General features: G+C 73.0%; 16 protein-coding genes. 8 read left to right on the plus strand and 8 right to left on the minus strand.

Translation table 11 applies throughout. The annotated features are described in order from the left end of the window. Positions 1–18 precede the first annotated feature (18 nt). The 3 genes from AC6CH6_RS06435 to AC6CH6_RS06445 all read right to left on the minus strand — a co-directional run bounded on the left by AC6CH6_RS06435 (position 19) and on the right by AC6CH6_RS06445 (position 1,434). Positions 19–228, minus strand: a complete 210-nt coding sequence (locus tag AC6CH6_RS06435) for a hypothetical protein (RefSeq protein WP_017832417.1) — start codon at positions 226–228, stop codon at positions 19–21. A gap of 7 nt (positions 229–235) precedes the next feature. Further along, the gene (gene greA / locus AC6CH6_RS06440; RefSeq protein ID WP_017832416.1) at positions 236–739 is read right to left on the minus strand and encodes a transcription elongation factor GreA; all 504 of its coding nucleotides are present in this window, start codon (positions 737–739) and stop codon (positions 236–238) included. Positions 740–1,008: 269 nt separating this feature from the next. Further along, positions 1,009–1,434: a DUF4307 domain-containing protein gene (locus AC6CH6_RS06445; RefSeq protein ID WP_498254486.1), complete on the minus strand. Its 426-nt coding sequence runs from the start codon at positions 1,432–1,434 to the stop codon at positions 1,009–1,011. 207 nt (positions 1,435–1,641) lie between these two features. Here AC6CH6_RS06445 and mca point away from each other — a divergent pair, with 207 nt between their 5' ends. Further along, positions 1,642–2,520: a mycothiol conjugate amidase Mca gene (gene mca, locus AC6CH6_RS06450; RefSeq protein WP_498254709.1), complete on the plus strand. Its 879-nt coding sequence runs from the start codon at positions 1,642–1,644 to the stop codon at positions 2,518–2,520. Between the two features lie 7 nt (positions 2,521–2,527). After that, a complete protein-coding gene (locus AC6CH6_RS06455; RefSeq protein WP_498254487.1) occupies positions 2,528–2,899 on the plus strand; it encodes a hypothetical protein in 372 nt (123 codons plus the stop codon). Between the two features lie 100 nt (positions 2,900–2,999). Here the strand turns inward: AC6CH6_RS06455 and trhA are convergent, their stop codons facing one another. Further along, entirely contained in the window at positions 3,000–3,707 is a 708-nt protein-coding gene (gene trhA / locus AC6CH6_RS06460) for a PAQR family membrane homeostasis protein TrhA (protein WP_498254488.1), read from the minus strand. 174 nt (positions 3,708–3,881) lie between these two features. On the opposite strand from trhA, the gene AC6CH6_RS06465 reads away from it, so the two are divergent. Both AC6CH6_RS06465 and phoH2 read left to right on the plus strand, forming a co-directional pair. Continuing rightward, positions 3,882–4,643, plus strand: a complete 762-nt coding sequence (locus tag AC6CH6_RS06465) for an isoprenyl transferase (RefSeq protein ID WP_498254489.1) — start codon at positions 3,882–3,884, stop codon at positions 4,641–4,643. 190 nt (positions 4,644–4,833) lie between these two features. Beyond that, positions 4,834–6,183: an RNA 5'-3' helicase PhoH2 gene (phoH2, locus tag AC6CH6_RS06470; protein ID WP_017832410.1), complete on the plus strand. Its 1,350-nt coding sequence runs from the start codon at positions 4,834–4,836 to the stop codon at positions 6,181–6,183. A gap of 139 nt (positions 6,184–6,322) precedes the next feature. On the opposite strand, the gene AC6CH6_RS06475 is transcribed toward phoH2, so the two are convergent. After that, positions 6,323–7,078: a hypothetical protein gene (locus AC6CH6_RS06475; protein WP_498254490.1), complete on the minus strand. Its 756-nt coding sequence runs from the start codon at positions 7,076–7,078 to the stop codon at positions 6,323–6,325. A 66-nt stretch (positions 7,079–7,144) separates the two neighbouring features. On the opposite strand from AC6CH6_RS06475, the gene AC6CH6_RS06480 reads away from it, so the two are divergent. From AC6CH6_RS06480 to AC6CH6_RS06490, 3 genes are all read left to right on the plus strand, one after another. Continuing rightward, complete coding sequence (locus AC6CH6_RS06480) at positions 7,145–7,669, plus strand: prepilin peptidase (RefSeq protein ID WP_498254491.1); 525 nt, start codon at positions 7,145–7,147, stop codon at positions 7,667–7,669. Between the two features lie 61 nt (positions 7,670–7,730). Next, positions 7,731–8,201 carry an NUDIX hydrolase gene (locus tag AC6CH6_RS06485; RefSeq protein WP_498254492.1) on the plus strand — a complete coding sequence of 157 codons (471 nt, stop codon included), beginning with the start codon at positions 7,731–7,733 and terminating at the stop codon, positions 8,199–8,201. A gap of 115 nt (positions 8,202–8,316) precedes the next feature. Next, the gene (locus AC6CH6_RS06490) at positions 8,317–8,562 is read left to right on the plus strand and encodes an acyl carrier protein (RefSeq protein WP_498254493.1); all 246 of its coding nucleotides are present in this window, start codon (positions 8,317–8,319) and stop codon (positions 8,560–8,562) included. A gap of 105 nt (positions 8,563–8,667) precedes the next feature. On the opposite strand, the gene AC6CH6_RS06495 is transcribed toward AC6CH6_RS06490, so the two are convergent. From AC6CH6_RS06495 to AC6CH6_RS06505, 3 genes are all read right to left on the minus strand, one after another. Next, positions 8,668–10,089, minus strand: a complete 1,422-nt coding sequence (locus AC6CH6_RS06495) for a class II fumarate hydratase (protein WP_035927125.1) — start codon at positions 10,087–10,089, stop codon at positions 8,668–8,670. A 77-nt stretch (positions 10,090–10,166) separates the two neighbouring features. After that, entirely contained in the window at positions 10,167–10,817 is a 651-nt protein-coding gene (locus AC6CH6_RS06500) for a carbonic anhydrase (RefSeq protein ID WP_133411511.1), read from the minus strand. Further along, a complete protein-coding gene (locus tag AC6CH6_RS06505; protein WP_498254494.1) occupies positions 10,814–11,524 on the minus strand; it encodes a DUF4245 domain-containing protein in 711 nt (236 codons plus the stop codon). Before AC6CH6_RS06505 ends, AC6CH6_RS06500 begins: the two co-directional genes overlap by 4 nt. A gap of 293 nt (positions 11,525–11,817) precedes the next feature. Here AC6CH6_RS06505 and glpX point away from each other — a divergent pair, with 293 nt between their 5' ends. Next, entirely contained in the window at positions 11,818–12,765 is a 948-nt protein-coding gene (gene glpX, locus AC6CH6_RS06510; RefSeq protein ID WP_498254710.1) for a class II fructose-bisphosphatase, read from the plus strand. The last annotated feature ends 58 nt before the right edge of the window (positions 12,766–12,823 follow it).

Raw genomic sequence — 12,823 nt, forward strand, 5'->3', positions numbered from 1 at the left:
GTGTCGTCCGGGGCGGCGTCAGGTGCGGCGCCGGCCGGTGAGGTAGGTGACGAACGCGCTGACGAACGTCGCGAAGACGAAGACGTTGCGCAGGCTGCCGGGGGCGCTCGCGGCGGGGTCGCCCTGACCCGCGAAGTGCAGCACCACGGCCACGACCCCGAGCACCGCCGTCAGGACCATCAGGGCCTTGGTGCCGGGGCCGGGGCTGCGCAGCCAGTGGGTCGTCACGGGAGCCTCAGACCTTGAACGGCTTGGCGTCCAGGATCTTGACCGGGATCTCCTTGCCGTTGGGAGCGGTGTAGGACAGCTCGTCCCCGACCCGGTGGCCGGAGATCGCGGAGCCCATCGGGGACTTCTCGGAGAAGACCTCCAGCTCGCTGCCGGCGGCCAGGTCCTCGGCCACCTCGCGGGAGCCGATGAGGAAGGTCATCGCCTCGCCGGCGATCTCCGCGGTGACGACCATGCCGGCCTCGACGACCCCGTCGTCGGCAGGGGCCTCGCCGACCTGGGCGTTCTCGAGCAGGTTCTTGAGGTGGACGATGCGCCCCTCGTTCTTGCTCTGCTCCTCGCGGGCGGCGTGGTAGCCGCCGTTCTCCTTGAGGTCGCCCTCCGAGCGCGCCTGGTCGATGCGCTCCACGATCTCGTGCCGGTACGGGCCGGAGATGTGGTCGAGCTCCTTCTTCAGGCGGTCGTAGGCCTCCTGGGTCAGCCAGGCGCCGGTCTTGTTCGTGGTGGTCACAATCTCTCCTCGGTGAACGGGCGGTCGGGCCGCGGCTGTCCTCCCGGGGTCCGGGCGGGTCCGCGGCGGACCGGGACGACGGCGTGGGGGCCGCCGGCGGTGCGGGGGTCCGCTACGCAAAGACCCCGCCCCGGTGCGGGTCGTCCGTTTCGGACGGTGTCCGGCTGCCGGGGACGGGGAGTCCTGCCACTCAGTCTAGGCGGGGCGGGCGGACAAGCCCAAAGGCTCGACGGCGACGACGACACACGGGCGGGGCGACCGCCGGGGGCTCAATCCTTGAGCCAGCAGGAGTCCACGACCGCGGTGGTCGCCAGGTTGGTGGTGCGCACGGCCGCGCGGTGGGAGCTCGTCCCGCCGTCGCCCAGCCGGTCCTCGGGCACGGCCCCGATGGTCACCTCGGACCAGCCCACCACGGCGTACTCCTGGTTGAGGGCCTGCACCGCGCACGTGACGACGTCCTCGGGACGCTTGGTGAGCTCGAAGTCCGCCGTGGCCCGCGCCTCCGAGACCACCTCGAAGCCGATGTCCTTGAACGTGGGGGCGCTCTGCCGCGCCGTGACCACCCAGACGACGAAGACGGCGGTGACCAGGGTGGCCGCCAGGGCGAGACCGATCCAGCCGCGCGTCCCGATCCGGCGCTCGCGGCGGGGGGCTCCGTAGCGGTCGCGGAGCAGGTCTGGGGAGTCGGTGGACACGGCGGCCTCGGGTCTCGGGGGCAGGCGGGGGCGGTCGCCGGGCCCGGCGACCGCCCGACCACTGTAGCCGAGGCCCCTGGGAGCACCCCGGGCGCAGGACCGCCCGGCGAACGCGTAAAATGGGCGGCGGCCCGTGCCCGCACCGGCCGCTTCCCCGACTCCCCGACCGTTCCCGAGAGGACCTCCCGAGTGACCTCCCTGTCAGAGATGCGCCTGCTGGCCGTCCACGCCCACCCCGACGACGAGTCGAGCAAGGGCGCCGCGACCATGGCCCACTACGTCCGGCAGGGGGTCGAGGTCATGGTGGCCACGTGCACCGGTGGGGAGCGGGGCTCGATCCTCAACGCCGAGATGGAGGGCCACCCGCACGCCGAGCGGGACCTGACCGGTTTGCGCCGGCACGAGATGGCGCAGGCGGCCGCCGCGCTGGACGTCGACCACCGCTGGCTCGGCTTCATGGACTCGGGGCTGCCCGAGGGGGACCCGCTGCCGCCGCTGCCGTGGGGCTGCTTCGCCCTGCAGCCGCTCGAGCGCGCCGCCGCGCCCCTGGTCCGGCTCGTGCGCCGGTTCCGCCCGCACGTGATCCTGACCTACGACGAAAACGGCGGCTACCCGCACCCGGACCACATCCAGACGCACAACGTCTCCGTCGAGGCGTTCCGCGCCGCCGGCGACTCCGAGCGGTACCCCGACCTCGGCGAGCCGTGGACCCCGCAGAAGCTCTACTACGACCGGGCCTTCAACCTGGAGCGCTTCGTGGCCCTGCACGAGGCCCTCGAGGAGCGCGGCCTGCAGTCCCCGTACGCGGCCCGGATCGCGATGCTGCAGGAGAGCGACCCGGAAGGCCACCGCCCGCCGGCCCCCCGGCACGAGACCACCACCAAGGTGCGCTGCCCGGACACGTTCGCGCTGCGGGACGAGGCGCTGCGCAGCCACCGGACCCAGGTGGCGCCGGACGGGATGTTCTTCGCCGTCTCCGCCGAGCTGCAGTCCCAGGTGTGGCCGTGGGAGGACTACGTCCTGGCGGAGTCCCGGGTGCCGACCGACCTGCCGGAGCACGACCTGTTCGCCGGGATCGTGGGCTGAGCGCCGGATGACCACCGTGCTGAACGTGCTCGCCCTGCTGCCGGCGATGGCGCCCAACCCGATCGACGAGGGCACGCTGCGCCCCGGCCTGGACCCGAGCCAGGTGACCCCCGGGATGCTGGGGTTCCTCATGACGCTGCTGCTCGCCGTGGCCGTCATCTTCCTCGTGCGCGACTTCAACCGCCGCAACCGGCGGCTGCGCTACCGCGCGGAGTACGCCGAGCGCCGCGCCGCGGAGGAGCGGGCCGGCGGCCCCGCCGGGACCGACGGTGCCGGGACGGACGGCGCCGACGCCAGGACCGGCGCCGACGGCGACCGGGCGGGGGGAAGGCCGGTGGCGCGGGCCGAGGAGCCGGAGGGACCCGACCCGCGCGGCTGAGGCAAGAGCCCGACCCCGGGACCCGCGGAGCCCGGGGCCCGCTCCCCGGGCTCCCCGGGACCCGCGGAGCCCGGGGAGCGGGTGGGCGGGGCGGAGCCGCTCAGCGGAACATCGCGAGCATGATCGCCACGTAGTGCAGCACGAAGCCCAGCACCGTGAAGGCGTGGAAGACCTCGTGGAAGCTGAACACCTCGGGGAGCAGGCGCGGCCGCCGGGTGCCGTAGACCACGGCGCCGGTGATGTAGGCGATGCCGCCGGCGGCGGTCAGCGCGGCCGCCGGGGGGCTGGTCTGCCAGAACTGCGGCAGGTAGAACAGGGCCAGGCAGCCCATCACCACGTACAGCGGGGTGTACAGCCAGCGGGGCGCCAGGGTCCACAGCAGCCGGAAGAGCACCAGACCGGCGGCGCAGGACCAGATCACGACCAGCAGCAGCCGGGACTGCGGCGGGTCCAGCAGCGCGACCGCCAGCGGGGTGTAGGTGCCGGCGATCAGCAGCGCGATGTTCGAGTGGTCCATCCGGCGCAGGACCATGTGCAGCCGCCGGGGCCAGTAGGCGCGGTGGTAGATCGCCGACACGCCGAACAGCAGGATGCCCGTCACGCCGTACACGGCGCACGCGATCCGCAGCTCGGTGCTGGGCGCCAGCAGGATCGCCACGAGACCCAGGGCGACGACGACGGGCGTGAAACTCGCGTGGATCCAGCCCCGCCACGCGGGCTTGCGCTCCACGAGGCCCTCGATCCCGTGCTCGACCGCCTCCTCGACGCGGCCGGCGGCCCGGCGGGCGGCGCTGTGCGTGTGCTCCATGATGTTCCTCCCGGCGTGCTGTGCGTGAGTCCGTCCGGTCTCCCACCGGGTAGTTTAGGAGGCGTCGCCGAGAGCCGGCCGGGTCCGTGACCACCACCACGCCCGGCACCGTGGCCCCCACCACGTCCGGCCCGACCCCCGACACCGTGCGCGAGAACCCGGGAGGAAGCACAGATGCCCAAGCCACGGCCGCTCTACCGGTTCTACGAGCGCCGGCTCTCCGCCGAGCTCGACCCGCGGCGGCTGCCCAAGCACGTCGGCGTCCTCGTGGACGGCAACCGGCGGTGGGCCAAGCAGTTCGGCGCCTCGACCGCGGACGGGCACAAGGCGGGCGCGCAGAAGATCGTCGAGTTCCTCGGCTGGTGCCGGGAGCTGGACATCGAGGTGGTCACCCTCTACATCCTCTCGACCGAGAACCTCAAGCGCCCGGCCGCTGAGCTGGAGCCCCTGCTCGAGATCATCTCCGACCTCATGGACACGCTCACCGAGGCGGGCATCTGCCGGGTCCAGCCCGTCGGCGCCCTCGAGATGCTGCCGCCGCGGCTCGCGGCGTGCCTGGCCGACCTCACGGAGCGCACCGCGGGCAACGCCGGCCCGCACCTGAACATCGCGGTCGGCTACGGGGGCCGGCAGGAGATCGTGGACGCCGTGCGGGAGGTCCTCACCGATGCCCTCGACGCCGGCGCGGACGTCCGGAAGCTCGCGCAGAGCCTGTCCGTGGAGGACATCTCCCAGCACCTCTACACGCGCGGGCAGCCGGACCCGGACCTGCTGATCCGCACCTCGGGCGAGCAGCGGCTCTCCGGGTTCCTCATGTGGCAGTCCGCCTACAGCGAGTACTACTTCTGCGAGGCGCTGTGGCCGGACTTCCGGCGCGTCGACTTCCTGCGGGCGCTGCGCGACTACGCCTCGCGGCAGCGGCGCTTCGGCGGCTGAGCCCACCGGACCCCGCCCGTCGTCGTCCCGGACGCCGCCCCCGGGCGCGGTGCCGGGCACGCCCGGGGCGGTCGCTGGCAATTTGCGCGCCGTTCACCGTTTCTGCTCGCGCGGCGGGTCCGGTCCGCATACGTTGTCCTCAGGTGGACGGCGCTGACGCCGCCCGCCGGACCGAGGAGGAAGGGCCACCATGAGCATCTCCAAGAAGCAGGAGCGCATCACCGACATCTCCGCCCCCCTGGGCGCCGGGGTGCGCTCCTACGTGATCGACACCTCGGTGCTGCTGTCCGACCCCCGGGCGATCCTGCGCTTCGCCGAGCACCAGGTGGTGCTGCCCGTCATCGTCATCACCGAGCTGGAGGGCAAGCGGCACGACCCGGAGCTGGGCTACTTCGCCCGGCAGGCCCTGCGGCTGCTCGACGACCTGCGCGTGGAGCACGGCGGGCTCAACCGGCCCGTGCCCCTCGGGGACCAGGGCGGGAGCCTGGTGGTGGAGCTCAACCACGTCTCGGACACCGTCCTGCCGGTGAGCTTCCGGCTCAAGGACAACGACTCCCTGATCCTGGCGGTGGCGCTGAGCCTCGCCAACGAGGGCAAGGACGTGTGCATCGTCTCCAAGGACCTGCCGATGCGGGTCAAGGCCTCCGCCCTGGGCCTGGAGGCCGAGGAGTACCGGGCCGAGTGGGTCGGCTCCGACGTCGAGTGGTCCGGGACCGCGGCCCTCGAGGTCCCCGACGACGTGGTGGACCGGCTCTACGGCGGCGAGGCCGTGGTGGTCCCGGGCGCCGAGGGGCTGCCGGCCAACACGGGCCTGACCCTGCACTCCGTGCGCGGCAGCGCCCTGGCCCGGGTCCGCGCCGACGGCTCCGCCCGGGTGGTGCGCGGGGACCGGGACGTCTTCGGCGTGCACGGGCGCTCCGCCGAGCAGCGGCTCGCGATCGACCTCCTGCTGGACCCCGAGGTGGGCATCGTGTCGCTGGGCGGACGCGCCGGCACCGGCAAGTCCGCCCTGGCCCTGTGCGCGGGCCTGGAGACGGTGATGGAGCGCCGGGAGCACCGCAAGGTCATGGTCTTCCGGCCCCTGTACGCGGTGGGCGGTCAGGAGCTCGGCTACCTGCCCGGCTCCGAGGAGGAGAAGATGAACCCGTGGGGCCAGGCGGTGTTCGACACCCTCGGGGCGCTGGTCTCGCAGGAGGTCGTCGAGGAGGTGCTCGACCGGGGCATGCTCGAGGTGCTGCCCCTGACGCACATCCGCGGCCGGTCCCTGCACGACGCCTTCGTGATCGTGGACGAGGCGCAGTCCCTCGAGAAGAACGTGCTGCTCACCGTGCTGTCCCGGATCGGGCAGAACTCCAAGGTCGTCATGACCCACGACGTCGCCCAACGCGACAACCTCCGGGTCGGCCGCCACGACGGGGTGACCGCCGTGGTCGAGGCGCTCAAGGGCCACCCGCTCTTCGGCCACGTCACGCTGACCCGTTCGGAGCGCTCGCCGATCGCCGCCCTGGTCACGGAGGTGCTGGGCGACCTGGACAGCTGAGCCACGGCTCTCCCCGGCTCGACGCCCGAGGCCCCGCCGCCCTGACCGGGTGGCGGGGCCTCGGACGTGCCGGGTCCTGCGGGCGCCGGACCCCCCAAACACCCCTGACACCCGGAGGGCCTCGAGTCCCTCGGGGGCTTCAGGGGCCGACGGGCCAAGGCAGGTGCCTGCTCACGTCCGTGAGGTCCAGGGGCACCGAGCGGAAGAGGTCGTCGATGAAGTACTCGTCCACCGCCTCGATCCGCAGGTCGTGGCCCGTGCCGGCCAGCGGGCCCTCGAGCACCTCGGAGCGGACGCAGACGGCCGTCCGCTCGTCCAGGAGCACCCGGGTGCGGGCCGGGGCGAGGGGGTGCCCCGGCGTCGTCGGGGTGTAGGCGTGGCCGGGGACCACCACGGCGCCGCGCACGGGCCGCCCGTGGTGGGTGCCGGTGCCGACGTCCTCGACCGTGCAGGGCCGCCGCTCCGGGAGATAGGGCGGCACGGGGGCGTCCCCGGCCAGCTCGACCGGGTCGAGGATGGCCTGCCAGCGGCCGCCGCCGAAGACGGGGTCCCCGTAGGCCGCCTCGGGCCTGCGCTCGACGAGCCCGGAGTCCGTGAACACTGGGGCCACCAGCTGCGGCGCGAGCAGCCACGAGGCCGAGGTCGAGGCGACGTAGAAGTCGTCGCGCGACTGCTCGCGCGTGGTGGCCGTGTAGAGCGGGGTGCCGTTCAGGGCCTCGACGCGCAGGCCGTCCGGGCGGCGGACCCAGGCCCGGACGGGCCGGCGGGGCGCGGCGTCCGCGGGGGCCGGCCAGGACAGCACGAAGCGCACGGTGTCCCAGCGCCACGGAGAGGAGCGGCTGAGCGCGCAGAACTCGTCCTGGTCGGTGGGCGCGGGGACGGGGGAGCGGTGCATGACCCCAGTCTAGGGAGGGCCCCGCGCGTCCACAGGCGCCCCGTCCCGGCGGGGGCCGGGGCTACGATGCCCGGTGTGGGCACCTTCCTGACCGAGCAGTTCACCCGCGGGGACGTCGCCGGGTGGGCCGCCGGGGCGCTCGCGCTGCTCGGCGCCGCCGTGCTCGTGGTCGCGTGCGCGTGGCTGTGGCGCACCGACGTGCGGGAGCACCGGCTGCCGGGCCGCGTGGTGCGCCCGCTGTACCCCGTGTGCGGGGTGCTGCTGGGCGGGGCGGCGGTGGTGGCCGGCGAGTCGGTCCGGCTGCTGTGGATGCTGTGGGGCCTGGTGGTCGTGGGCGGGCTCTACGTCCTGCTCCGCATGCTCCACCCGGCCGGGATGGGCATGGGCGACGTCCGGCTCTCCGGTCTGCTCGGCATGTGCCTGGGCTTCGTCTCCGTCTGGCACGCCGCGCTGGGGGCGGCGGCCGGGTTCGTGCTCGGCGGTCTGGCCGGGGCGGTGCTCGTGGTGCTCGGCCGGGTCGACGCCCGCTCCCGGGTGGCGTTCGGTCCCGCCATGATCACCGGGGCCCTCGGGGTCCTCCTGCTGCTGTGACCCGCGCCGGCCTGCCAGAATGGGCCGGACCCCACCCCGAGACGCCCCACGAGGAGCCCGCATGCCCACCCCCGAGTTCGTCCTGTCCCTGCGGGAGAAGATCGGCCACGACCTCCTGTGGCTGCCCGCCGTCACCGCCGTGGTGCTGCGCGAGGACGGCCGGGTGCTGCTGGCCCGGCGCAGCGACAACGGCAACTGGGGGCTGGTGAGCGGGATCGTGGAGCCCGGCGAGGAGCCGGCGGTCACGGCGGTGCGCGAGTGCCTGGAGGAGACCGGCGTCGTCGCCGTCGTGGAGGAGCTCGTGGCGGTCAAGGCGGGGGAACCCGTGCAGTATCCCAACGGGGACCGCTGCCAGTTCCTGGACCACACCTTCCGCTGCCGCTGGGTCTCCGGCGAGGCCCGCGTCAACGACGACGAGTCGCTCGAGGTCGGCTGGTACTCCCCGGACGAGCTCCCGCCGATGCCGCCCCACCAGCTCGAGCGGCTGCGGGCCGCGCGGGCGCACAGCGGCCCGCCCCGCTTCGTGGTCTGAGCCGGTCCGCGGCACGGCGAGCAGAAACAAAGTGTGCTTACTTGTGACGGACGACACGCGATCCTAGACTCGGAGACGTCCATCCGACGAGCGCGAACGAGCAAGGAGGAACGACATGCCCGCAGGACAGACCGGTTTCGACGACGTGACCTACGACCTGGTCTCCGTGCAGTACCACTCGCTCAAGGCAGGCCACGACTACGGCCAGTACGTGCGGGACGCCCGCAACGCCGGCCGGGACGACATCGCCGAGTTCTTCGAGCAGGTGATGAGCCAGGACGCCGAGCGCGCCAGGAGGTGCCACGAGTTCATCAAGGAGCTCTCCAAGTCCGACGAGTCCGGCCCGGCCGTGACCTCCTGACCGGGGCCGAAATCGGCCGCCGCACGGCGCGAGGGGTCGCGTCCGGAGGGAATGCCGCAGCATTTCCGTCCGGACGCGACCCCTCGGTGCGCCGGGAGCGCAGGGTCAGGCGTTGGGGCCCGTCATGGTGGTGACGTCCAGCGCCCGGTCCAGCTGCTCCTCGGTGAGCTGCCCGTTCTCGACGTAGCCGAGGGCGATGGTCGCCTCGCGCACCGTCATCTTGTTCGCCACGGAGTGCTTGGCGATCTTCGCGGCGGCCTCGTAGCCGATGGCCTTGTTCAGCGGGGTCACGATGGACGGGGACGCCTCGGCGAGGAAGCGGCAGCGCTCCGTGTTCGCCTCGAGCCCGTCGATCATCTTCTCCGCCATCACGCGCGAGGAGTTCGCGAGCAGCCGGATGGACTCCAGCAGGGCCGAGGCCATGACCGGGATGCCCACGTTGAGTTCGAACGCCCCGTTGGTGGAGGACAGCGAGACGGTGGTGTCGTTGCCGATCACCTGCGCGCAGACCTGGATGGTGGACTCGCAGATCACCGGGTTGACCTTGCCGGGCATGATCGAGGAGCCGGGCTGGAGGTCGGGGATGAGGATCTCGCCGAGGCCGGTGTTGGGGCCGGAGCCCATCCAGCGCAGGTCGTTGTTGATCTTCATGTAGCTGTAGGCGACGTTGCGCAGCTGGCCGGAGGCCTCGACCAGGCCGTCCCGGTTGGCCTGGGCCTCGAAGTGGTTGCGGGCCTCGGTGATCGGCAGCCCGGTCTCCTCGGCGAGCAGCTCGATGACGCGGGCGGAGAAGCCGGCGGGGGTGTTGATGCCGGTGCCCACGGCGGTGCCGCCCAGCGGGACCTCGGCCACCCGCGGCAGCGAGGACTCGACCCGCTCGATGCCGTAGCGGACCTGCGCGGCGTAGCCGCCGAACTCCTGGCCCAGGGTCACCGGCGTGGCGTCCATGAGGTGGGTGCGCCCGGACTTCACGACGTCCTGGAACTCCGCGGCCTTCCGCTCGAGCGACTCGGCGAGCTGCGTCATGGCCGGGACCAGGTCGTTGATCAGTGCGCCCGTGACGGCGACGTGCACGGAGGTCGGGAAGACGTCGTTGGAGGACTGGGAGGCGTTGACGTGGTCGTTGGGGTGGACCTCGACGTCCGTGCCCTCGAGCGCCTGGTTGGCGAGCGTCGCCAGCACCTCGTTGGTGTTCATGTTGGAGGACGTCCCGGAGCCGGTCTGGAAGACGTCGATCGGGAAGTGCTCGTCGTACTGCCCCGTGGCGACCTTGTCCGCGGCGTCCGCGATGGCGCGGGCGCGCTCGTCGTCGAGCACCCCCAGCTCCGCGTTCGCCTTGGCGGCGGCCTTCTTGATCTGTGCCAGCGCGACGATGTGCTGGGGCTCGAGGGGCTTGCCCGAGATGGGGAAGTTCTCGACCGCACGCTGGGTCTGAGCGCGGTACAGGGCGTTCGCGGGAACGCGGACCTCGCCCATGGTGTCGTGCTCGATGCGGTACTCGGTGGTCTCTGCGGTGGTATCAGCCATGGCGCCAGTCTAGGACAGCGCCGGGTGACGCCCGGCACGGCGACCCGGGGTGACGGCCGCCGTGCCGGGCGCCCGGTTCAGCGGCCCGGAAGCCAGGTGCCGTGCCCGTGGACGAGCTCCGCCTCGCCGTCCTCGAGGTGGTAGAAGACGCCGACCACGGCGACCTCGCCGTTGGAGACCGCGTCCGCGATCACCCGGGACTGCTCCATGAGGCGGGACGCCGTCTGCTTGGTGTGCTCCACGACCGCCGCGTTGACGTCCTGGTGGCCGTGGCGCTGGGTCTCGAGCACGGAGGGCATGATCCGCTCGATGAGGTCCCGTTGGAAGCCGCGGGGCATCTGCCCGGAGCCGGCGACGTCGTGCGCGGCGGTCACGGCCCCGCACGAGTCGTGGCCGAGGACCATGATCAGCGGCGTGCCGAGGTTCGCGACCGAGTACTCGATCGAGCCGAGCACGGCGTCGTCGATGACCTGCCCGGCGGTGCGCACCACGAACGCGTCGCCCAGGCCGAGGTCGAAGATGATCTCGGCGGCCAGCCGCGAGTCCGAGCAGCCGAAGATCACGGCGAACGGGTTCTGCCCGCCGGCCACGGACTGCCGCCGGGAGGCGTCCTGGTTGGGGTGCATGGACTCGCCCGCCACGAAGCGGGCGTTGCCCTCGCGCAGGCGCTGCCAGGCGGCGGCCGGGGTGCGGGGCGAGGTGTCGTCGGGGCGGGTGTCGGGGGTCATGGCATCTCCGTGGTTCGCGGGGCAGGGGCGTCGGTGAGGTCCTCGGCGACGGCGGCGGCCAGCTGGTCCAGCTCGGCGCCGGGCGCGTCGCCCTTGAGCACCACGGTGGAGCCGTTGACCTCACCGGTGTACACGGTCAGGGCGTCCTGGTTCCGGGACTCCTCCCGGACGTGGACGTCCCACGGCACGCCGCCCACGTCGACCGTCGCGGTGGCGGGGACGGCCTCGGCCTGCTGGGCCAGCCACGTGGGGTTGGCCATGGACGTCTGCACCAGGCCGATGAAGCTGCCCTGCGGGGTGGCCCAGCCGATCTCCCAGAAGGGCACCCCCTCGGCGGCGCCGCCGTTCCACCGGGCGTAGTTGGCGGTCCAGTCCTCGCCCGGCTCCGGCACGACCGGGGTGAAGGGCGCCTCGTCCGCGACGTAGTCCGCCTCCTGGGCGACGTCGACGTCGGGGCGGTACGGCTGGGCGTCGGGGCGGGGCTGGAGCCACACGAACGGCAGGACCAGCAGGAGGAGGACCGCCATGGAGATGATCATCCCCTGCACCGGGGCGTTGAGCCGCCGGGCCTGCTTCTCCGTGATCTGCGGGAGCGGCTGCTCCGGGGCCTCGGCGGCCTCGGGGCCGGACGCGGTGCCGGGGCCGGCGGCCGCGGGGTGCTCTGCCGAGGGGTGCTCTGCGGGACGGTCGGGGGTCGAGGAGCTCACCCGTCCATTGTGCCCTGTCCGCCGGCCCCTGTCCGCCGCGCCCGCCCCCCTGTCCGCCGCCCCCGCTCCCTCCGCCCCGGACCCGCCCGGACGCACCCGGCCGCAATGTGGCCCAGGTCGCGGTCCGCGGGGCCCCGGGCGATATGCTGGGCGGGACGTGGACCGCACCCGCGGCCGAGCCCGGCCCGGGGGTCCCGAAGAACGTGAACTCGAAGGTGAGGAACAACGTGGCCGAAGAATCCACCGGAACGATCCAGGCGCGCTCCAACAACGTGGCCGACCGCAACCTGGCGATGGAGCTGGTGCGGACCACCGAGGCCGCGGCGATCGCCGGGGGCCAGTGGGTGGGCGCCGGCGACAAGCTCGCCGCCGACGGGGCCGCGGTCGACGCCATGCGCGCGCTGCTCTCCACCGTGCACTTCAACGGCACCGTGGTCATCGGCGAGGGGGAGAAGGACGAGGCCCCGATGCTCTTCAACGGCGAGCAGGTGGGCGACGGCTCCGGGCCGGCCTCCGACGTCGCCGTGGACCCGATCGACGGCACCCGCCTCACCGCGCTGGGCATGAACAATGCCCTGGCCGTCATCGCGGTGGCCGACGGCGGGTCGATGTTCGACCCCTCCGCGGTCTTCTACATGGACAAGCTCGTGGTGGGGCCGGAGGCCGCGGACTTCGTGGACCTGCGCCTGCCCGTCAAGCAGAACCTGCACCTCGTGGCCAAGGCCAAGGGCATCAAGATCAACCAGCTCACCGTGTGCGTGCTGGACCGTCCGCGCCACCAGAAGCTCGTCGACGAGATCCGCGCCACCGGCGCCCGCACCCGGATGATCCTCGACGGGGACGTGGCCGGGGCCATCGCGGCGTGCCGCGAGGGCACCGGCGTGGACGTCATGATGGGCATCGGCGGCACCCCGGAGGGCATCGTCACCGCGTGCGCCGTCAAGGCCACCGGCGGCATCATCCAGGGCCGGCTGGCGCCCACGGACGACGACGAGAAGCAGAAGGCCCTCGACGCCGGGCTGGACCTCGACGCCGTGCTGACCACCGACGACCTCGTCACCTCGGACAACTGCTTCTTCTCCGCCACGGGCATCACGGACGGGGACCTGCTGCGCGGCGTGCGCTACCGCGGCAGCCGCATCACCACCCAGTCCATCGTGATGCGCTCCCGCTCCGGGACCGTGCGGATGGTCGAGGCCGAGCACCTGGCCGCCAAGTGGGAGAAGTACGCCCGCCACTGAGCCCGACGCCGAGCCCGGCTCGCACAGCTGTGAACAGGACCCCCGAACCGACCACCGG

Source organism: Kocuria sp. GQ42 (genome assembly GCF_059758435.1).